Below are 19148 nucleotides of genomic sequence, written 5' to 3' on the forward strand. Positions count from 1 at the left end.
GGGTGGAGAAAGATAACCTGACGCTGGATGATTTTTTGTCGCGATTCCAGCTTTTGCGTCCGCAGACGCGCCGCGAAACGCTGAACAACCGTCAGGCTGCCGTGCTGATCCCGGTTGTGCGGCGCGAACACCCGGGCTTATTGCTCACTCAGCGTTCACCGCACTTGCGCAAGCACGCCGGGCAGGTCGCGTTTCCGGGCGGTGCGGTTGACAGCACTGATGCGTCATTAATTGCCGCGGCGCTGCGTGAAGCACAGGAAGAGGTTGCCATCCCGCCTGAGTCTGTTGAAATTATTGGAGTTTTGCCGCCGGTCGACAGCGTAACGGGCTTTCAGGTCACGCCGGTGGTGGGCATCATTCCCCCCGACCTTCAGTATCACGCCAGCGTGGATGAAGTCTCTGCGGTATTTGAAATGCCGCTGGAAGAGGCCCTTCGTCTTGGTCGCTATCATCCTCTGGATATTCAGCGCCGTGGACATGCTCACCGTGTGTGGCTCTCCTGGTATCAGCATTATTTTGTCTGGGGCATGACGGCGGGTATCATTCGTGAGCTGGCGCTGCAAATCGGCCTGAAGCCTTGACTATACTTTACATTCCACCCTTTTCCGCCAGGTTTGCGATCGCTGTCGCGCTATTAGCAAAACAGCTGCTATCCATTAGTTTAATTCATGTGAATAGTTAAGCCGAGGCCAGTGTTCCCTCTTACACTATGCGCAGTTATAACATCGTTACTGGAAACCCGGTAACCCTGTCAGGAGTGTGAAAGTGATTAGTATATTCGACATGTTCAAAGTGGGAATTGGTCCTTCTTCTTCCCATACTGTAGGGCCGATGAAGGCCGGTAAACAGTTCGTCGATGACCTGGTCGAAAAAGGATTACTGGAAAGCGTTACCCGTGTTGCCGTGGATGTCTACGGCTCGCTGTCATTGACGGGTAAAGGCCACCACACCGATATCGCCATTATTATGGGTCTGGCGGGCAATATGCCGGACACTGTTGATATTGATGCCATCCCGGCATTCATCCGCGACGTTGAAACACGCGGTCGCCTGCTGCTGGCAAACGGCCAGCACGAAGTGGATTTCCCGCAGGATGACGGAATGCGTTTTCGCAGCGACAACCTGCCGCTGCATGAAAATGGCATGACCATCCATGCCTGGAACGGCGAAAAAGAGATTTACAGCAAAACGTACTACTCCATCGGCGGTGGTTTTATCGTTGATGAAGAGCACTTTGGCAAAGACAGCGCTGGCGACGTCAGCGTGCCGTATCCGTTCAAGTCTGCCACCGAGATGCTGGCGTATTGCAAAGAAACGGGGCTATCACTCTCCGGCATGGTGATGCAGAACGAACTGGCGCTGCACAGCAAGAAAGAGATTGAAGACTACTTTGCTAACGTGTGGCAAACCATGCGTGCCTGTATCGATCGCGGTATGAATACCGAAGGCGTACTGCCTGGCCCACTGCGCGTTCCGCGCCGTGCTTCTGCCCTGCGCCGGATGCTGGTTACAACCGATAAATTCTCCAACGACCCGATGAATGTGGTCGACTGGGTGAACATGTTTGCGCTTGCGGTAAACGAAGAGAACGCCGCTGGCGGTCGTGTTGTTACCGCACCAACCAACGGGGCGTGCGGCATTGTTCCGGCGGTGCTGGCCTATTACGATCACTTTATTGAATCTGTCAGCCCGGATATCTATATCCGTTACTTCCTGGCGGCAGGTGCAATTGGCGCGCTGTACAAAATGAACGCCTCTATCTCTGGCGCTGAAGTCGGTTGCCAGGGCGAAGTGGGCGTGGCCTGTTCTATGGCGGCTGCCGGTCTTGCAGAACTACTGGGTGCAAGCCCTGAGCAGGTGTGTGTTGCTGCCGAAATTGGTATGGAGCATAACCTCGGTCTGACCTGTGACCCGGTCGCAGGCCAGGTGCAGGTGCCTTGTATCGAGCGTAATGCAATCGCATCAGTAAAAGCGATCAATGCGTCCCGCATGGCGATGCGCCGTACCAGCGAACCACGTGTATCGCTGGATAAGGTTATCGAAACCATGTATGAAACAGGTAAAGACATGAACGCTAAATATCGCGAAACCTCGCGTGGCGGGCTGGCCATTAAGGTGCAGTGCGACTAATACCTCGCTCTCGCCCATCTGCAACGGATGGGCGAATTTTCCCCTTCTTTCTCGTCGCCTTAGCATTTCCCCACTACACTTTCTCTGTTGCTTCTGGCTTTTGGTGCCAGTGGCGTTTCAGGCGACCGTTTTATGCAAACTGCACAAACGATCATTAAAAACTACCGCCAAAAACGCGTTATCGTCAGTGTCACGGTCGCGCTTCTTACGCTCATCCTTACGCTGGGAATTCGGTTTATTTCACAGCGCAATTTAAATCAGGAACAGATCCGCGACTTTACCAGCCACACCGTTAATTCGATGGATAAGGTCCTGCTTTCGTTAGAAAACCGTCGCGGTATGCTGCAATCATTGGTCGGCCAGCCCTGCACGCAAGCGCATCTGGTGCTGCGAAAGCAAGCCGCCATTTTGCAAACCGTTCGCTCCATCGCGCTGGTCAAGGATGGCGTGCTGTATTGTTCGAGTATCTTCGGAACGCGGGACGTTCTTGTACGTGAGGTACAGCCCACTTTACCCAATAACGCACCCCGGCTCATTTTATCGACCGATCAGTGGCTGCTGAAAGGCAGCCCAATCCTCATCCAGTGGTATCCCGTTTCACAAAGTGGTGAAGATGGGGTGATGGAGATTGTTAACATTGATCTCATCACCCGAATGATGCTGGAGCCGCAACCTCCACTGATTACTGACGTTGTCCTGAGGGTGGGCAACAACTTCCTGCGCTACGGGCAACAGGTGACGGATAACCTGACCTTTGATGATGGCGATTCGCTTCTGCACAAAGCGTCATCACACTATCCCTTCAGCATTACGGTGAGTGGCCCCGGCCCCGGGAAACTGGCGCTGAAAAATCTGCCAACCCAGTTACCGCTGGCGCTCATGCTCAGCCTGCTGCTTGGCTATGTCGCCTGGCTTGCAACGGCCAGGAGAATGAGCTTCACGTGGGAAATTAACATGGGGCTGGCGGCGCGTGAATTTGAACTCTTCTGTCAGCCGCTGGTGAATGCCCGGACGCAGAATTGTGTTGGCGTTGAAATTTTACTGCGCTGGAATAACCCGCGTCAGGGCTGGATTTCCCCTGAAGTGTTTATCCCTCTGGCAGAAGAGCACAACCTGATAGTCCCACTAACCCGCTATGTTATTACCGAAACGGTTCGTCAGATTGGCTTTTTTCCCGCGTCCTCTGGGTTTCAGATAGGTATTAACGTTGCCGCCAGCCATTTTCGCCACGCCACCCTATTGCAAGATCTCAACCATTCCTGGTTTAACGTGGGTCCGGCTCAGCAGTTGGTTATCGAATTAACCGAGCGCGATGCACTTATGGATGTGGACTACCGGATAGTGCGTGAGCTTCACAATAAAGGGGTGAAGCTCGCCATTGATGATTTTGGGACAGGAAACAGTTCGCTCTCATGGCTGGAAAAGCTGCACCCGGATGTACTGAAAATCGATCAGTCATTTACTACGGCGATTGGTACAGACGCGGTAAATTCGACCGTGACGGATATCATCATCGCGCTGGGTCAGCGACTCAATATTGAACTGGTTGCGGAAGGTGTAGAAACCGAGGAGCAGGCGCAGTATCTGCGCCGCCACGGTGTGCATATCTTGCAGGGATTTTTTTACGCCCGGCCGATGCCGTTGCGGGAGTTTCCAAAATGGCTGGCGGGGAGCTCGCCTCCGCCAGCGCGTCATAACGGGCACATCGTGCCCTTAATGCCGTTACGTTAGAGCCACTTATTCATCTTCGTCATGCGCTGATTGCTCTTTAACAATACGCACCAAATCAACACGGTAGTCGTTCGCTTCGACAATCGTGATGTGCAACGGCGGCAGTTCGATGATGTCACCGGTACGCGGAATTTGTCCGTTTACCGAAATGACCAGACCTGCCACGGTGGCAATGTCTTCTTCATCGTTGAGCACGTTTTCCACCCCCAGCGTATGGGATAACGCGTGCAGATCGGTGGTACCTTTTACCAGCCATCCGTCACCATCGGCGACGATTTCCGGGGTTTCATCCGCATCCGGGAATTCACCTGCGATAGCTTCCAGCACGTCCAGCGGCGTGACCAGCCCCTGCACGACACCAAACTCGTTGGTGACGATAACAAAGCTGCCGCGGGCACGACGCAACACGCCCAGCAGGTTAATCGGATCCAGCGTTTCAGGCACCACGATAGCAGGCGACGCTGCGGCAATGGCTTCAACGTTCCCCCCCTCTTCAAGGGCTACCAGCAGCTCTTTCGCGCGCACGATACCCACTATCTCATCGAGCTCACCACGACACACCGGGAACAGGCTGTGTGGTGAAGAGAGCAACTGCTGGCGAATTTCATCCACGCTGAGGTTCGCGTCTACCCAGCTGATCTCACCGCGTGGCGTCATGATCCCACGTAGCGAACGGGAGGCCAGAGAAAGCACGCCGTTAATCATGTAACGCTCTTCTTCGACAAACGCCCCTTCAGGCACCGGGACCGGGTTACGGTTGTCTGAATCAGACTGCACGTTCACCTGACGACGACCGCCCATCAGACGCAGAATGGCATCCGCCGTGCGGGCGCGCAGCGGCTGATTGGACTGCTGTTTGATAAAGTTACGGCGCGCAATCTGGTTAAACAGCTCGATGAGGATCGAGAAGCCAATTGCGGCATACAGGTAACCTTTCGGAATATGGAAGCCAAACCCTTCTGCCACCAGGCTCAGGCCAATCATCAGAAGGAAGCTCAGACAGAGTACAACGACCGTCGGATGCTGGTTCACGAAGCGCGTCAGCGGTTTAGACGCCAGCAGCATGACCGCCATCGCAATGACAACAGCCGCCATCATGACCGGCAGATGGTTCACCATACCGACCGCAGTAATCACCGCATCCAGCGAGAACACGGCATCCAGCACCACAATTTGCAGGACCACAACCCAGAAACTGGCATAGCCTTTACCGTGGCCATCATCATGCTGTCTGTTCTCTAACCGTTCGTGAAGCTCCGTCGTCGCTTTGAAAAGCAGGAATATACCCCCGACCAGCATGATCAAATCACGGCCGGAGAAGGTGTAATCCATCACGGAGAACAGCGGTTTGGTCAGCGTAACCATCCACGAGATGACGGACAGCAGCGCCAGTCGCATAAACAGCGCCAGCGAGAGGCCGATCAGACGCGCTTTATCACGCTGTTTCGGCGGCAGTTTGTCCGCGAGAATGGCAATAAACACCAGGTTATCGATACCGAGAACAATCTCAAGTACCACCAGCGTGAGTAATCCCACCCAGATTGACGGGTCCATTAAGAATTCCATGACAAGCTCCTGCTAAAGGAATGACGAAACGGTGCCCCACTCAACGTGGGCAAATCAAGGGTAGACAGAATTGATGCGTGGCGAGGAACGCCGGTGAAAAAGGCATGAAATAGCCTGAAAGATGTCTGACGTCGGTGACGGTCCATACAGTGGGCTGCTGCCCTATACTCCTGAACAATTAAACGGAGGCTAAACATATCAGAGACAATGGGTTTTTAGCAAAGATTTACGTTCCTTTGCAAACATCTGTAACACAAGTGCTTTACCTTACCGAAAAATCTGAAATCCGTAGCTAAATTACGGATCTTCATCACATAAATTATTTTTTCACTATCTAAAATAAATCGCGGAAGTCTTAGTTAATTTAACTCTAACCCTTATCTGAATCGATTCGGTTCACCTAATACGATTCTCAGTACGAATGCCTGGCAGACGTATTAATGATAATAAAAGGAGGTAGCAAGTGACCATTGCTATTGTAATAGGCACACATGGTTGGGCTGCAGAGCAGTTACTCAAAACAGCAGAAATGCTGTTGGGCGAGCAGGAAAACGTGGGCTGGATCGATTTCGTTCCCGGTGAAAACGCCGAAACGCTGATTGAGAAATACACTGCTCAACTGGAGAAGCTGGATACCAGCAAAGGCGTGCTGTTTCTCGTCGATACATGGGGCGGCAGCCCATTCAACGCTGCCAGTCGCATTGTCGTCGATAAAGAGCACTATGAAGTCATCGCCGGGGTCAATGTCCCGATGTTGGTAGAAACCTTCATGGCGCGTGACGACAACCCGTCTTTCGATGAGCTGGTGGCATTGGCCGTTCAAACCGGTCGCGAAGGCGTGAAAGCGCTGAAAGCACAACCGGTTGCGAAGCCTGTACCTGCTGCCGTGGCGCCAAAAGCCGCCGCACCAGCGAAACCGATGGGCCCTAACGATTACATGGTTATCGGCCTCGCACGTATCGATGACCGTTTAATCCACGGCCAGGTGGCAACACGCTGGACCAAAGAAACCAACGTTAAACGCATTATCGTGGTCAGCGACGAAGTTGCCGCCGACACGGTGCGAAGCACCCTGCTGACGCAGGTTGCCCCACCGGGTGTAACCGCGCACGTTGTGGATATCGCCAAGATGCTCCGCGTTTATAACAACCCGAAATATGCTGGTGAGCGCGTGATGCTTCTGTTTACTAACCCGACAGATGTAGAGCGCATTGTTGAAGGCGGCGTGAAAATCACCTCTGTTAACATTGGTGGTATGGCTTTCCGTCAGGGGAAAACTCAGGTCAACAACGCGATTTCAGTCGATGAGAAAGATATCGAAGCATTCAACAAACTGAATGCACGCGGTATTGAGCTGGAAGCCCGTAAAGTTTCCACAGACCAGAAACTGAAAATGATGGATTTGATCGGCAAAGTTGGGAAATAACCCCGCGCTGATTTTTCACATAAAGCTTATGTAATAGGAGAAGTGCAATGGAGATTACCACTCTTCAGATTGTGCTGGTGTTCGTCGTCGCATGTATTGCGGGTATGGAATCCGTACTTGATGAATTTCAGTTCCACCGCCCTCTGGTGGCCTGTACGTTGATTGGTGCCGTTCTCGGTGATATGAAAACCGGTATCATCATCGGTGGTACCCTGGAAATGATCGCCCTCGGCTGGATGAACATCGGTGCGGCGGTTGCGCCAGATGCCGCGCTAGCATCCATTATTTCTACCGTTCTGGTTATTGCCGGCCACCAAAGCATCGGTGCAGGTATCGCGCTGGCGATTCCACTGGCAGCAGCAGGCCAGGTACTGACCATCATCGTTCGTACCATCACCGTAGCCTTCCAGCACGCGGCGGATAAGGCGGCCGAAAATGGCAACCTGACGGCGTTGTCCTGGATCCACGTTTCATCCCTGTTCCTGCAAGCAATGCGTATTGCAATCCCGGCCGTTATCGTTGCTATCTCTGTCGGTACCAGCGAAGTGCAGAGTATGCTGAACGCCATTCCTGAAGTGGTGACCGGCGGCCTGAACATCGCAGGTGGCATGATCGTGGTAGTAGGTTATGCGATGGTCATCAACATGATGCGCGCAGGCTATCTGATGCCGTTCTTCTACCTCGGCTTCGTTACCGCTGCGTTCACCAACTTCAACCTGGTTGCTCTGGGTGTGATTGGTGCGGTCATGGCGATTCTCTACATCCAGCTCAGCCCGAAATACAACCGCGTAGCGGGTGCTCCGGCACAGGCTGCTGGTAATAACGATCTCGATAACGAACTGGACTAGCAGGTGAGCGAAATGGTTGATATGACAAAAAATACCACTGAGAAGAAACTCACTCCGGGTGATATTCGTGGCGTGTTCATCCGTTCTAACCTGTTTCAGGGTTCATGGAACTTCGAACGTATGCAGGCGCTCGGCTTCTGCTTCTCCATGGTACCGGCGATCAAACGCCTGTATCCGGAAAACAACGAAGCGCGTCGTCAGGCGATTAAGCGTCACCTGGAATTCTTCAACACCCATCCTTATGTAGCGGCACCGGTTCTGGGCGTTACCCTGGCGATGGAAGAGCAGCGTGCTAACGGCGCAGAGATTGACGATGGTGCCATCAACGGTATCAAAGTTGGTCTGATGGGGCCGCTGGCAGGCGTGGGCGACCCCATCTTCTGGGGTACTGTTCGTCCGGTATTTGCGGCTCTTGGTGCAGGTATCGCAATGAGTGGGAGCCTGCTCGGCCCACTGCTGTTCTTCATCCTGTTCAACGCTGTGCGTCTGCTGACCCGTTATTACGGCGTGGCATACGGCTACCGTAAAGGTGTTGACATCGTTAAGGACATGGGCGGTGGCTTCCTGCAAAAACTGACCGAGGGGGCGTCTATTCTCGGCCTCTTTGTCATGGGGGCACTGGTTAACAAATGGACGCACGTGAACATCCCGCTGGTGGTGTCGACCATTACCGGTCAGGATGGTCAGACGCGCGTCACCACGGTGCAAACCATTCTGGATCAGCTGATGCCAGGCCTGGTTCCACTGCTGTTGACCTTCGCCTGTATGTGGCTGCTGCGTAAGAAAGTTAACCCGCTGTGGATCATCGTTGGCTTCTTCGTCATCGGTATCGCGGGCTACGCTGTCGGCTTGCTGGGTCTGTAAGTTACTGCTTTATATACCGGGGGCTTGCCCCCGGTTTTTTTATCTGGAGGATGAATGACTGCCACGGACATCGTACTGGTTCTTTTTATTGCTGCCCTTCTGGCTTACGCCATTTATGATGAGTTCATCATGCCCCGCCGCCATGGCGAATCGTTGCTCACCATCCCTCTTCTGCGCCGTAACCGCATCGATGCCGTCATCTTTGTGGGTTTACTGGTCATTCTGATTTACAACAACATCATGAGTCACGGTGCATTATTAACCACATGGTTATTATGTGCGCTGGTATTAATGGCGATTTATTTGTTCTGGGTCCGCACACCGAAGGTCATCTTTAAAAGTCAGGGGTTTTTCTTTGCCAATGTATGGATAGAATATAACCGCATTAAAGAGATGAATTTATCGGAAGATGGTGTTCTGGTTATGCAATTAGAACAACGCCGCCTTCTTATTCGGGTCAAAAATATTGATGACCTTGAAAAGATATACAAGTTACTCGTTAAAACTCAATAAGTTACACTTATAGCACTGGCTATATATTGCGGTATTTTCACGCTGAGAATATAGCCTTAGCTATATTCAGAAACCAAAAACACTTATATTTATTAACGATAAGTTTACGCTTAAATCTAAATGAAAATCGTTATCAACTAGTTAATGGAATAATACTTTTCTGTTGTTGTTTTATATTCTAAAAATATGTTAAGGTTGCGCCCGTCGTTGGGGAGTAGCTGATTTCCTGTTTACCAGGAAATGTACGTGTCAACATACTCGTTGAAAAACGTGGCGCGTACGGATCTTTTTGCACAGTTGCGGTGTTCGAAAAGATCAGGCGAGACCATAGATACATTAACTGCTGTTTACTGGGGGCAGTGATGTGTCATATGGATATCTCCCGGTCTGGACGCTCTTATGAATATCTCTGCAACAATTCTTCTGGCTTTCGGCATGTCCATGGACGCTTTTGCAGCCTCCATTGGTAAAGGTGCCACTCTCCACAAACCAAAATTCTCTGAAGCGTTACGCACCGGTCTTATCTTTGGTGCCATCGAAACGCTGACACCGCTGATTGGCTGGGGTCTGGGAATGCTCGCCAGCCAGTTCGTCCTGGAGTGGAATCATTGGATCGCGTTTGTTCTGCTGGTGTTCCTCGGCGGGCGAATGGTTATCGAAGGTTTTCGCGCAAGCAGCGATGAAGATGAAGCACCGCAACACCGCCATGGATTCTGGTTGCTGGTCACGACCGCGATCGCCACAAGTCTTGACGCGATGGCTGTAGGGGTTGGTCTGGCATTCCTTCAGGTCAACATTATCGCCACCGCCCTGGCGATTGGCTGTGCCACCCTGATTATGTCGACGCTGGGGATGATGGTTGGCCGCTTTATCGGCCCGCTGCTTGGCAAGCGAGCCGAAATTCTGGGGGGTATCGTGTTAATCGGGATTGGTGCCCAAATCCTGTGGGCACACTTCGCCGGTTAATCTTTGCGCTGCCAGCAGTGGATACTGAAATCCGTCTGGCAGCAAAACTCGTTCTGTTTCGCTAACGTCTCCCACACAGCAGGTTTCGCCCGCCACGCAAAGGGCGTCATTTGCAGCAAGGCTACCGCTTCATCCCCTTTGAGTTTCATCTCATACGCGACCGTCTGTTCCTGTTGCAGGCTAAAACCCGCCAGCTGTTCAGAATGCGGTGCATGTAAGCGCACGTCATCGTAAATCAAACCTTTCAGCTCCATCAGATGACGCGGGCCCGGCGTAACGGTAATCACCCAGCCACCGGGTTTTACGACCCGCGCCAGCTCTTCCGCTTTACAGGGCGCATAAATTCGCACCACGGCATCCATGCTGGCATCCTCAAATGGCAAGCGATGGCTGGACGCCACGCAGAACGTCACCGACGAATAGCGCTTCGCCGCCGCGCGGATAGCCACTTTAGAGACATCCAGACCGTAGGTTTCAGCGCCTTTCTCGCGGGCCACATCAGCAAACAACGCTGTGTAGTAACCCTCACCACAGCCAATATCCAGAATGGCTGAAGGCGTCGAAAGGTTTTCTGTCAGTAGCTGTGCAACAGTGTCTCTCAGGGGCTGATAATGTCCGGCATCAAGAAATGCTCGGCGCGCCTGCATCATCTCCGCGCTGTCGCCCGGGTCGCGCGAACGTTTATGTTGCACCGGAAGAAGATTCACATAGCCCTCTTTCGCCATATCAAACTGGTGCCCTTGCGGGCAGGTAAAACTTTTCTCAGAACGCGTCAGACGCGCGTGGCAAAGTGGGCAACTGAAGGACATGGTGGCTCCGGGCAATCATAAAGGGCGAAAGTGTACCGCTATTCGCCCGGGTTATAAACGCCTGGCTAACGCATGACGATAAGGTGAGAGGAATCCGCCGCTAAACCATCAGGTTTGACGTTTTCAAGGCGTAGAACGTTCCCCATGATCTCGCTGAAAACCGGTGCTGATACTGCCCCGCCGTAATAATCCCCGTTTTGAGGATCGTTAATCACCACCACTAACGCAAAACGCGGCTGGCTGGCGGGCGCAACGCCTGCGGTGTAAGCCACGTATTTATCGACATATTTACCGTCATCGCCGATTTTTTTCGCTGTCCCGGTTTTAACCGCGACACGATAATCGCGTACCGCAGCCTTAATGCCACCGCCACCCGGCAGCGCCACGCTTTCCATCATATGCTCAACTTCATGGGCAATCTCCTCAGACATCACCCTGTGCCCGATTACCGGAGGATCAATTCGGGTTATCGACAACGGGCGCTCCAGCCCATAGCTGCCAATAGTAGCGTAGACATGCGCCAGTTGCAGTGGCGTGACCATCAGCCCGTAGCCAAACGCGAAGGTGGCCCGGTCTAGCTGGCTCCAGAATTTACGCTGCGGCAGCAAACCAGAGCTTTCCCCCGTTAAGCCAAGCCCGGTGTTCGTGCCAAAACCAAAGTTCTTATAGGTATCAAGCAATCGCTGAATCGGCATCGCCAGAGAGAGACGAGACACCCCTGTGTCGCTCGATTTTTGCAATATACCGGTCATCGTCAGTTCAGGGTAATACCCCACATCCCGAATGCGGTGGCCATCAAGCATGTACGGATGGGTATCTATCACGCTGTCGGGCTTTACCAGCCCTTGCTGTAACGCGGTCATCAACACCAGAGGCTTGACGGTAGAGCCCGGTTCAAAGGTGTCGCTGATGGCGCGATTGCGAAAATCGTTCAAAGTCGCACCATCACGATTATTAGGGTTGAAATCAGGGAAACTCGCCATCGCCAGGATCTCGCCCGTCTGGACGTTAATCAGAACGGAGGCGCCAGATTCGGCTTTATTCCACACGACAGCGTTATCCAGCGCATCTTCCGTAATGGTTTGCAGACGCTCATCAATACTAAGCTGGATGTTGTGCGCTGGAACCGGCGCTATCTCAGTCAGGTTTTCAACCACGCGCCCGTAGCGGTCTTCCCTCACCTGCCTGACGCCGGCTTTCCCTGAAAGTTGTGCGTTAAAGCTTTTCTCAACCCCTTCAATGCCCTGCCCGTCAATATTCGTGAACCCTATCAGGTTGGCTGCAACATGACCGGCGGGATAAAAGCGCCGCGATTCGTCGCGCAAGTTGATGCCTGGCAGATTGAGTTTATCGATCCATTGCGCCTGAGAAGGGTCAACCTGACGGGCAAGATAAATAAAGCGCCCCTGCGGTGTGCTGTTGATTCGGGCAGAGAGTGTGCCAAGAGAGAGATGTAATGCATTCGCCAGCGCCTGCCAGCGTTCATCAAACCCCACACCGCCTTTTGCCAGCACGGTTTTCGGATCAGCCCAGACGGCTCTTACCGGTACACTGACAGCAAGCGGTCTGTTTTCCCTGTCAACAATCATCCCGCGCGGCGCATCAATCGCGACTTCACGTAGCGAGCGCATATCTTCCTGCTTAACGAGATTGTCAGGTTTGATGATTTGCAACCAGGCAACACGGCCCAGTAAGAAAGCCAGACTACAAAAAATAGCAAGACACAGCAGCGCAAAACGAGCCGGGGTAAAGTTTCCGGCTGTCGTTATCATTTTCTTTTTCACCTGAACCCCAGGTCCGTTGAACAACGCCCTGATTTAACGGGAAAAGGCCGGCTGACGCGGTGAAAACAATGCTAATAACCTCGTAGCTTTGCAACAAGTTGCTAACAAGGCGTTCATTCGTAATATTTTGAAAGATAAGGCAATAAAAAAGCCCCGCATAAGCGAGGCTTTATATCTGAGATCGAAGCGCAGAAGCACTTCAGTCAGCAGTGGTTCGATCAGATAGCAGTTACGTTAACTGCAGCTGGGCCTTTCTGGCCGTCCTGAATTTCGAACTCAACGTTCTGGCCTTCAGCCAGAGTTTTGAAGCCGTTACCCTGGATTGCAGAGAAGTGTACGAACACATCTTTGCTGCCGTCAGCAGGAGTAATGAAACCAAAACCTTTAGACTCGTTGAACCACTTAACTTGACCTTTAATCTTTGCCATTTGCAAAATTCCTTAGAGTGTTTTCTTAGCCCGCAGGCATTGACTTAGATAAAACTGAGACATTACTGCTTGAGGCACTAATATAAGGTTCGGCAGAGAAGCGGTATTCAACGACAACGTGTTTACTCAGGACTTCTTTACTGAAAATGCCACACATAAACAGAACTGTACCTCGTTTGACCCAAAACGTGTTATCACACACAACGTTAATTATGGCAAGCCATTTTTAAACGTGTCTAGATCCGCCGCACAAATTCTGGCGCTGCCTTGCAACCTTCTGCACAATTATGCGCAATGTTTGCGATCGGCATTACCAGCCTGAACTGCATTAACGATGTTTTCACAACCGCTGTAATCTAAGACTTTTTTACCTTAGCTCAATCACTTCGGTGCGTCCAGCGCCAGGCAAAAGAATCCTCCATGCAATGATTGAGTTAGAACAAATTGTGAAAAGTTATGCTTAAATCATTCCACCGTACCGGAGCTGTTGTAATGAAAATACGTTGTTAAAAAACCCGCCCGAGTTGTATTAAAATTCACCGCTTAATAAATATCGTTATGCACCAAAATAATGAAATTTTTATGACTCTGCCTCAAAAGAAGGCAAGCAAAACGTTTCGATAAAAATAAAATTCTCTTTGCGTGATTAAAATACAGAATATATGCAACAAATCAGCGCTGCGTTTAGAAGGGTAAATATTCACCAATTTTCAGTGTCCTGAATGAATCATTAACTGGTGCTAAATTGGCGAGTGCCTGATTTAACTCCTGCACCGGTTCTTCCAGCGATTCATCCCCCAATTCAAACACGCCCCAGTGAATGGGGAATGCCAGCGGAGCACCCAGTTGTTGCCATAACGCAACGGCAGATTGCGGGTCCATATGATGTACTGACATGAACCAGCGCGGTGCATACGCGCCAACCGGCAATGCGGCAGCGTCAATCTTTCCAAGCCGTTCGGGGATGGTGAGCAGCTCCGGCGTATAACCCGTATCACCGCTAAACCAAAAGCGATGATGACGGCTTTCAAATACCCAGCCGCACCAGAGGGAGCGATTTCGGTTCCACGGCGTGCGCATACTCCAGTGCTGCGCGGGTACAGCCGTGAGCGTCATACCCTGCCACGTTATGCTCTGCCACCAGTCGAGTTCAGTCACATTTTTTGCTCCCCGACGACGAAACCAGCTCGCCAGACCTAATGGCACAAACACGTGCAGATCGGGGAAACGACGCAACAGATGACGAACGGTGGCGGCATCGAGGTGATCATAGTGATTATGGGAAATGGCCAGAATATCGAGCTGCGGGAGTTTATCGACAGAGATAACCGGAGGCGTTTTACGCTCGGGCCCAAGAAAAGGAAACGGAGAGGCACGTCGGGAAAAAACGGGATCGGTCAGGATGTAATTCCCGTCCATACGCAATAGCATACTGGCATGGCCCAGCCACCATACGCCATCTTCGGATAACGCGTTAAGGGTTACAGGCTGCCACCACTGCTTAAGAAAGGTGTCATAGCCCGCTGCGGGCGGTTTAGGCAACCCGGCTGATTTACGCTCTTTTCGCCAGCGTTCGACATCTCCCTGCTGATGGCCAGCGGGGAGCGTATTGCGAAAACCAGCGGGGGTGTGATGCTTCAGGGAGGGGTCATACCAGGGATTTTTCCAGACCACAGCCACCTCCCGTGAATCACAGATTAACGTTCAGCCACCAGGCGAATAAAATCGTCTTCTTCTTTATCTTCAACAACCGCTTCTTTTACCGCTTCTTTCTCTTCTGGCTCGTTGGCTTCACACAGACGGCGCAGCAAGGCATTCTGTCGTTTCTGCTGATCGAGCAATGCTTCCAGTAACTCAATTTGCTCGTTTGTACGGGAGCTGGCGCGATTGACGAAAAACCACAGAACCAAACCCACAACCATAATAACCAAAGAGATAACCAGGGACGCCATGCTCAGCAGCCCTGAATTCAGTAACTCACCCATTTCACCACCTCAATAAAAACGTCTATTTTACCACTGGCGCGAAGGAAGGAAATCACCTTGAGAAAAAATGAGTCTTACCACGGAATAAACTTATTGATTGCACAAACGCCACTGAAGAACTGTACATCCTGATCGCACATCACATTGATAGTCTGCGTCCACAACACCACGCATGCTATCAGCACGATAACCAGAATTACCCAGCGTATTTTTTTCACTCCACACTCCGTCTTATGACCTGATGTAACCAGGTTAGCATGGCTATCTTAAACAGGGGCTAACTGTACTGTCATCAAGTACTTTTCGGAATAGTGCACTTGTTTCATTGCGTAAACCCGTTACGCTTAAAGGCATGACAACTAACAAAAAGAGGCAAAGATGCGTTTAATCATTCGCACCATTATTGCACTGGCCATTATCTGGATTGGCCTGTTATTAACCGGATACGGTGTACTTGTGGGAAGCACAGAAAATGCGGCGGGCTTAGGTATTCAGTGTAAGTATGTGACTGCTCGTGGGGTAAGCACGGCACAATACCTGCATTCAGACAGCGGTTTCATTGGGTTAACCAACTGCCCGGTGCTGCGCAAGATGACGGTCGTTATCGATAACGGCTAACATCACAACGGAAATTCATAAAAAACGCCGCGATTACGCGGCGTTTTTATCTTAGCCTGGATTAAAACGGATACTCGTTATAACCCATCTGCTCGGAGATTTTACGCGCAGCGGTATGCAGCATCGCCACATACTCGTGCAGACGTTCTTCAGAGAAACGCAGCGTCGGGAACGAAATACTCAGGCCGGCAATCACCACCCCGAAGCGATCAAACACCGGCACACCGATGCAACGCAAACCTTCTTCCTGCTCTTCGTTATCTTCGCCGTAACCCTGCTCGCGAACCTTATCGAGAACCGTTAACAGCTCATCAGTGCTGGTGATGGTTCGCTCGGTGCTGCGTTTATATTCCACGCCATCGAGGATCTGGGTCACTTCTTCACGATCGCGCCAGGCCAGCAGCACTTTACCGATTGCGGTACTGTACAGCGGGTTACGACGGCCAATGCGCGAATACATGCGCAGGTTGTACATGGAGTCAATTTTGTGGATGTAAACAATGCTGTCTTCATCCAGCGCCCCCAGGTGAACCGTCTCTTTGGTTAAACGAGATAATTCACGCATCTGGATATCGGCGCTGCGAATCAGATCGACGTTCTGGAGCGCGCGGGCACCCAGTTCGAAGAGTTTCAGCGTCAGAGAATATTTTTCAGATTCGCCTTCCTGCGCGACATACCCTAAAGACTTCATGGTTTGCAAAAAGCGATAAACGGTGCTTTTCGACATCATCACACGCTGCGACAACTCTGTAATACCAATTTCACGCTCTTCTCCGAGCGCCTGTAAGATGCCAAACACCTTCAGCACGGAAGAAACAGAATCTGGCTGCTTATCCAAATCTGCGATTGCCATTTATCACCTCATAGAGAGTGTTTTATAAAAATCAGAACCGGTTTTTATTATAAATTCCTGTCATGATACCTGCAATCAATCCCTGTTTACTTCGTTACAAATCTGCGACATAAAACGGAATTAACAATGCTAAAATAGTTACTCTGAGAATAATTTCACGTTGAGCTTTTTATTCCCCATGGAAAAAATCCCTTCTGATGGACTGCCTTTACCCCAGCGGTACGGCGCCATTGCCACCATTATTATCGGTATTTCGATGGCTGTCCTTGACGGTGCAATTGCTAACGTTGCCCTGCCAACCATCGCCAGCGACCTTCATGCCTCACCCGCCAGTTCCATCTGGATTGTGAATGCGTACCAGATAGCGATCGTGGTTTCTCTTCTTTCGCTCTCTTTCCTCGGTGATATGTTTGGCTATCGCCGGGTCTATCAGTGCGGTCTGGTGGTCTTTACGCTCACCTCACTTTTCTGTGCCCTGTCGGATTCCCTGCATACACTTACTCTCGCCCGTATCGCCCAGGGATTTGGCGGCGCAGCACTGATGAGCGTGAATACGGCGCTGATACGCCTTATCTACCCGCAGCGCCATCTGGGTCGCGGCATGGGGATAAACTCCTTTATTGTCGCGGTCTCCTCGGCGGCCGGGCCAACCATTGCCGCTGCAATCCTCTCCGTTGCGTCGTGGCAGTGGCTTTTTGCTATCAACGTGCCGCTGGGCATCATTGCTATCGTCTTTGCCCTGCGCTACCTCCCGGCAAATGGCCCGAAAAACACCATGCCGCGATTCGATTTACCCAGTGCGGTGATGAATGCGCTGACCTTCGGTCTGCTGATCACCGCCCTTAGCGGATTTGCTCAAGGTCAGTCCATCACCTTAATCGCCGCAGAAATTGCCGCGATGCTGGTTATCGGCTTCTTCTTTGTTCGCCGCCAGTTGTCCTTGCCTGTGCCCCTGCTGCCAGTTGATTTGTTACGCATTCCACTGTTTTCACTCTCTATTGGTACGTCAATCTGTTCATTCTGCGCGCAGATGCTGGCGCTGGTATCTCTGCCCTTCTTCTTACAGAGCGTGATTGGCCGTACTGAGGTTGAAACGGGGCTGTTGTTAACCCCGTGGCCGCTGGCCACGATGGTGATGGCACCGTTGGCAGGTTATTTGATTGAGCGGGTTCATGCCGGGCTGTTGGGTGCACTCGGTCTGGTGGTGATGGCAACAGGGCTTTTCGCTCTGGCATTGCTCCCCTCCTCGCCCTCTGACCTGGATATTATCTGGCGAATGATCCTCTGCGGCGCCGGGTTTGGTCTGTTCCAGTCACCGAACAACCACACCATTATCACTTCCGCCCCGCGCCATCGCAGCGGTGGTGCCAGCGGAATGCTGGGTACGGCACGTTTACTTGGACAAAGTACCGGGGCTGCGCTGGTCGCTCTGATGTTTAACCTCGCCGGTCAGAATGGCACACACGTGGCGCTGTTTACCGCCGGGACACTCGCTACCATTGCTGCGATTATCAGCGGGCTTCGCGTCACTCAGCCCGGTGTTCAGGCATAAAAAAAGCCGGGCGGAGTGGCTCCTGCCCGGCTCTTCATCACAAACTGCGTTACTTCAGGTATTCCCCACTACGCAGCGCTTCGATACGTTTATCCAGCGGCGGGTGAGACATAAACAGCTCACTCAACGATTTAGATTTACCGTTGATGCAGAATGCCATCATGCTGGTTGCTTCCTGCGGCTCGTAGCTGGTTTTCAGACGCTGCAACGCGGCAATCATCTTTTCACGCCCTACCAGTTTCGCAGAGCCCGCATCCGCATGGAATTCACGGTGACGAGAGAACCACATGGTAATGATGCTTGCGAGAATACCAAACACCAGCTCCAGTACTATCGACACAGCGAGATAGATCAGCGGGTTACCGTTGCTCTCTTCACCTTCGTCACGGTTTCCGCTCATAAAACCAGCGGCAATCTGCGCCAGGATACGCGAAATAAAGATAACAAAGGTGTTCACCACGCCCTGAATCAGAGTCATGGTCACCATATCACCGTTGGCAATATGGCTAATCTCGTGAGCGATAACCGCTTCGGCTTCGTCACGGCTCATGTTCTGTAACAGACCGGTACTGACCGCAACCAGTGACGCATCGCGACGCGCACCCGTGGCGAACGCATTGATGTCCGGTGCATGGTAAATGGCGACCTGTGGCATGGCGATACCCGCCTGTTGCGACTGCTGAGCAACAGTGTTCATCAGCCACCGTTCCATATCGTTACGTGGCTGCTCAATGACCTCACCACCCACAGATTTCAGTGCCATCCACTTCGACATCAGCAGAGAAACGACGGAACCACCAAAACCAAACAGCAGCGCCATAATCAAAAGACCCTGAACGCTGCTCGACTGAATTCCTGTCAGGCTTAGCACGAGCCCGAATACCACCATAACCGCCAGGTTGGTGAGCAGGAAGAGCGCGATTCGCATCATAATTTTCTTTTAACCTCAGTTTAACAAAACGCACTATGCGATTACCCACATCGTATGGGTATTGCGTCTATTTTCAAGGATTCGACGGGCGTAAGTCACCAGAAAGACACAACTTTACACAATTGGAAAGCTGATTGACGGGAG

Annotated in this window: 19 protein-coding genes and 1 pseudogene; 10 read left to right on the top strand and 10 right to left on the bottom strand. The window is 51.8% G+C overall.

Going from position 1 to position 19148, the window contains the following annotated elements; all coding sequences use genetic code 11:
* Nucleotides 1–2: 2 nt before the first annotated feature.
* The 3 genes from ACT9TW_RS19165 (at nucleotide 3) to ACT9TW_RS19175 (ending at nucleotide 3861) form a co-directional block, all read left to right on the top strand.
* A complete protein-coding gene (locus ACT9TW_RS19165; protein WP_014070648.1) occupies nucleotides 3–581 on the top strand; it encodes a CoA pyrophosphatase in 579 nt (192 codons plus the stop codon).
* A gap of 184 nt (nucleotides 582–765) precedes the next feature.
* Nucleotides 766–2130, top strand: coding sequence for an L-serine ammonia-lyase (gene sdaA / locus ACT9TW_RS19170; RefSeq protein ID WP_014070649.1), 1365 nt, complete (start codon nucleotides 766–768; stop codon nucleotides 2128–2130).
* A gap of 132 nt (nucleotides 2131–2262) precedes the next feature.
* Nucleotides 2263–3861: an EAL domain-containing protein gene (locus ACT9TW_RS19175; RefSeq protein WP_446493395.1), complete on the top strand. Its 1599-nt coding sequence runs from the start codon at nucleotides 2263–2265 to the stop codon at nucleotides 3859–3861.
* A 6-nt stretch (nucleotides 3862–3867) separates the two neighbouring features.
* Here ACT9TW_RS19175 and yoaE read toward each other — a convergent pair whose 3' ends face one another.
* Complete coding sequence (gene yoaE / locus ACT9TW_RS19180) at nucleotides 3868–5427, bottom strand: CNNM family cation transport protein YoaE (RefSeq protein ID WP_446493396.1); 1560 nt, start codon at nucleotides 5425–5427, stop codon at nucleotides 3868–3870.
* Nucleotides 5428–5890: 463 nt separating this feature from the next.
* Here yoaE and manX point away from each other — a divergent pair, with 463 nt between their 5' ends.
* From manX to mntP, 5 genes are all read left to right on the top strand, one after another.
* Nucleotides 5891–6853: a PTS mannose transporter subunit IIAB gene (gene manX, locus ACT9TW_RS19185; RefSeq protein WP_446493397.1), complete on the top strand. Its 963-nt coding sequence runs from the start codon at nucleotides 5891–5893 to the stop codon at nucleotides 6851–6853.
* Between the two features lie 47 nt (nucleotides 6854–6900).
* On the top strand, nucleotides 6901–7701 hold the full coding sequence (gene manY, locus ACT9TW_RS19190) for a PTS mannose transporter subunit IIC (RefSeq protein ID WP_008500490.1): 801 nt from the start codon (nucleotides 6901–6903) through the stop codon (nucleotides 7699–7701).
* Between the two features lie 12 nt (nucleotides 7702–7713).
* Nucleotides 7714–8565 (top strand): PTS mannose transporter subunit IID, encoded by an 852-nt coding sequence (locus ACT9TW_RS19195; protein ID WP_014070653.1) that lies wholly within the window; start codon nucleotides 7714–7716, stop codon nucleotides 8563–8565.
* Nucleotides 8566–8619: 54 nt separating this feature from the next.
* Nucleotides 8620–9078, top strand: coding sequence for a DUF986 family protein (locus ACT9TW_RS19200; RefSeq protein ID WP_446493398.1), 459 nt, complete (start codon nucleotides 8620–8622; stop codon nucleotides 9076–9078).
* Nucleotides 9079–9477: 399 nt separating this feature from the next.
* Nucleotides 9478–10044 carry a manganese efflux pump MntP gene (gene mntP, locus ACT9TW_RS19205; protein WP_182061468.1) on the top strand — a complete coding sequence of 189 codons (567 nt, stop codon included), beginning with the start codon at nucleotides 9478–9480 and terminating at the stop codon, nucleotides 10042–10044.
* Here the strand turns inward: mntP and rlmA are convergent.
* The 7 genes and pseudogenes from rlmA to mgrB all read right to left on the bottom strand — a co-directional run bounded on the left by rlmA (nucleotide 10041) and on the right by mgrB (nucleotide 15268).
* Nucleotides 10041–10853 carry a 23S rRNA (guanine(745)-N(1))-methyltransferase gene (gene rlmA / locus ACT9TW_RS19210; protein ID WP_315686049.1) on the bottom strand — a complete coding sequence of 271 codons (813 nt, stop codon included), beginning with the start codon at nucleotides 10851–10853 and terminating at the stop codon, nucleotides 10041–10043. The two genes, mntP and rlmA, sit on opposite strands and share 4 nt — an antisense overlap.
* A 65-nt stretch (nucleotides 10854–10918) precedes the next feature.
* Nucleotides 10919–12625: a peptidoglycan glycosyltransferase FtsI gene (gene ftsI / locus ACT9TW_RS19215; protein ID WP_446493399.1), complete on the bottom strand. Its 1707-nt coding sequence runs from the start codon at nucleotides 12623–12625 to the stop codon at nucleotides 10919–10921.
* 230 nt (nucleotides 12626–12855) lie between these two features.
* Nucleotides 12856–13065, bottom strand: coding sequence for a transcription antiterminator/RNA stability regulator CspE (gene cspE, locus ACT9TW_RS19220; RefSeq protein ID WP_001062678.1), 210 nt, complete (start codon nucleotides 13063–13065; stop codon nucleotides 12856–12858).
* Between the two features lie 12 nt (nucleotides 13066–13077).
* A pseudogene (locus ACT9TW_RS19225) lies at nucleotides 13078–13222 on the bottom strand (DUF2627 domain-containing protein).
* 527 nt (nucleotides 13223–13749) lie between these two features.
* Nucleotides 13750–14739, bottom strand: coding sequence for an MBL fold metallo-hydrolase (locus tag ACT9TW_RS19230; RefSeq protein WP_446493400.1), 990 nt, complete (start codon nucleotides 14737–14739; stop codon nucleotides 13750–13752).
* A gap of 23 nt (nucleotides 14740–14762) precedes the next feature.
* Nucleotides 14763–15050, bottom strand: a complete 288-nt coding sequence (locus ACT9TW_RS19235; RefSeq protein ID WP_446493401.1) for a YebO family protein — start codon at nucleotides 15048–15050, stop codon at nucleotides 14763–14765.
* A 74-nt stretch (nucleotides 15051–15124) separates the two neighbouring features.
* The gene (gene mgrB, locus ACT9TW_RS19240) at nucleotides 15125–15268 is read right to left on the bottom strand and encodes a PhoP/PhoQ regulator MgrB (protein ID WP_013096124.1); all 144 of its coding nucleotides are present in this window, start codon (nucleotides 15266–15268) and stop codon (nucleotides 15125–15127) included.
* Nucleotides 15269–15428: 160 nt separating this feature from the next.
* Between mgrB and ACT9TW_RS19245 the strand changes: the two genes are divergently transcribed.
* Complete coding sequence (locus ACT9TW_RS19245) at nucleotides 15429–15668, top strand: YobH family protein (protein ID WP_436353303.1); 240 nt, start codon at nucleotides 15429–15431, stop codon at nucleotides 15666–15668.
* 61 nt (nucleotides 15669–15729) lie between these two features.
* Here ACT9TW_RS19245 and kdgR read toward each other — a convergent pair whose 3' ends face one another.
* Nucleotides 15730–16521 (bottom strand): DNA-binding transcriptional regulator KdgR, encoded by a 792-nt coding sequence (gene kdgR, locus ACT9TW_RS19250; RefSeq protein WP_182061473.1) that lies wholly within the window; start codon nucleotides 16519–16521, stop codon nucleotides 15730–15732.
* Nucleotides 16522–16699: 178 nt separating this feature from the next.
* Here kdgR and ACT9TW_RS19255 point away from each other — a divergent pair, with 178 nt between their 5' ends.
* A complete protein-coding gene (locus ACT9TW_RS19255; RefSeq protein WP_182061474.1) occupies nucleotides 16700–18073 on the top strand; it encodes an MFS transporter in 1374 nt (457 codons plus the stop codon).
* 49 nt (nucleotides 18074–18122) lie between these two features.
* Here ACT9TW_RS19255 and htpX read toward each other — a convergent pair whose 3' ends face one another.
* Nucleotides 18123–19004: a protease HtpX gene (gene htpX / locus ACT9TW_RS19260; RefSeq protein WP_446493402.1), complete on the bottom strand. Its 882-nt coding sequence runs from the start codon at nucleotides 19002–19004 to the stop codon at nucleotides 18123–18125.
* Nucleotides 19005–19148: the final 144 nt, after the last annotated feature.

The organism is Enterobacter sp. C4G1, assembly GCF_052886895.1.

Excerpts from the sequence above, each read along its gene's own strand:
- ACT9TW_RS19175 (WP_446493395.1), top strand. The coding sequence starts at position 2,263 with ATGCAAACTGCACAAACGATCATTAAAAACTACCGCCAAAAACGCGTT.
- yoaE (WP_446493396.1), bottom strand. The coding sequence starts at position 5,427 with ATGGAATTCTTAATGGACCCGTCAATCTGGGTGGGATTACTCACGCTG.
- manY (WP_008500490.1), top strand. The coding sequence starts at position 6,901 with ATGGAGATTACCACTCTTCAGATTGTGCTGGTGTTCGTCGTCGCATGT.
- ACT9TW_RS19195 (WP_014070653.1), top strand. The coding sequence starts at position 7,714 with ATGGTTGATATGACAAAAAATACCACTGAGAAGAAACTCACTCCGGGT.
- ACT9TW_RS19200 (WP_446493398.1), top strand. The coding sequence starts at position 8,620 with ATGACTGCCACGGACATCGTACTGGTTCTTTTTATTGCTGCCCTTCTG.
- mntP (WP_182061468.1), top strand. The coding sequence starts at position 9,478 with ATGAATATCTCTGCAACAATTCTTCTGGCTTTCGGCATGTCCATGGAC.
- rlmA (WP_315686049.1), bottom strand. The coding sequence starts at position 10,853 with ATGTCCTTCAGTTGCCCACTTTGCCACGCGCGTCTGACGCGTTCTGAG.
- ftsI (WP_446493399.1), bottom strand. The coding sequence starts at position 12,625 with ATGATAACGACAGCCGGAAACTTTACCCCGGCTCGTTTTGCGCTGCTG.
- cspE (WP_001062678.1), bottom strand. The coding sequence starts at position 13,065 with ATGGCAAAGATTAAAGGTCAAGTTAAGTGGTTCAACGAGTCTAAAGGT.
- ACT9TW_RS19235 (WP_446493401.1), bottom strand. The coding sequence starts at position 15,050 with ATGGGTGAGTTACTGAATTCAGGGCTGCTGAGCATGGCGTCCCTGGTT.
- ACT9TW_RS19245 (WP_436353303.1), top strand. The coding sequence starts at position 15,429 with ATGCGTTTAATCATTCGCACCATTATTGCACTGGCCATTATCTGGATT.
- kdgR (WP_182061473.1), bottom strand. The coding sequence starts at position 16,521 with ATGGCAATCGCAGATTTGGATAAGCAGCCAGATTCTGTTTCTTCCGTG.
- ACT9TW_RS19255 (WP_182061474.1), top strand. The coding sequence starts at position 16,700 with ATGGAAAAAATCCCTTCTGATGGACTGCCTTTACCCCAGCGGTACGGC.
- htpX (WP_446493402.1), bottom strand. The coding sequence starts at position 19,004 with ATGATGCGAATCGCGCTCTTCCTGCTCACCAACCTGGCGGTTATGGTG.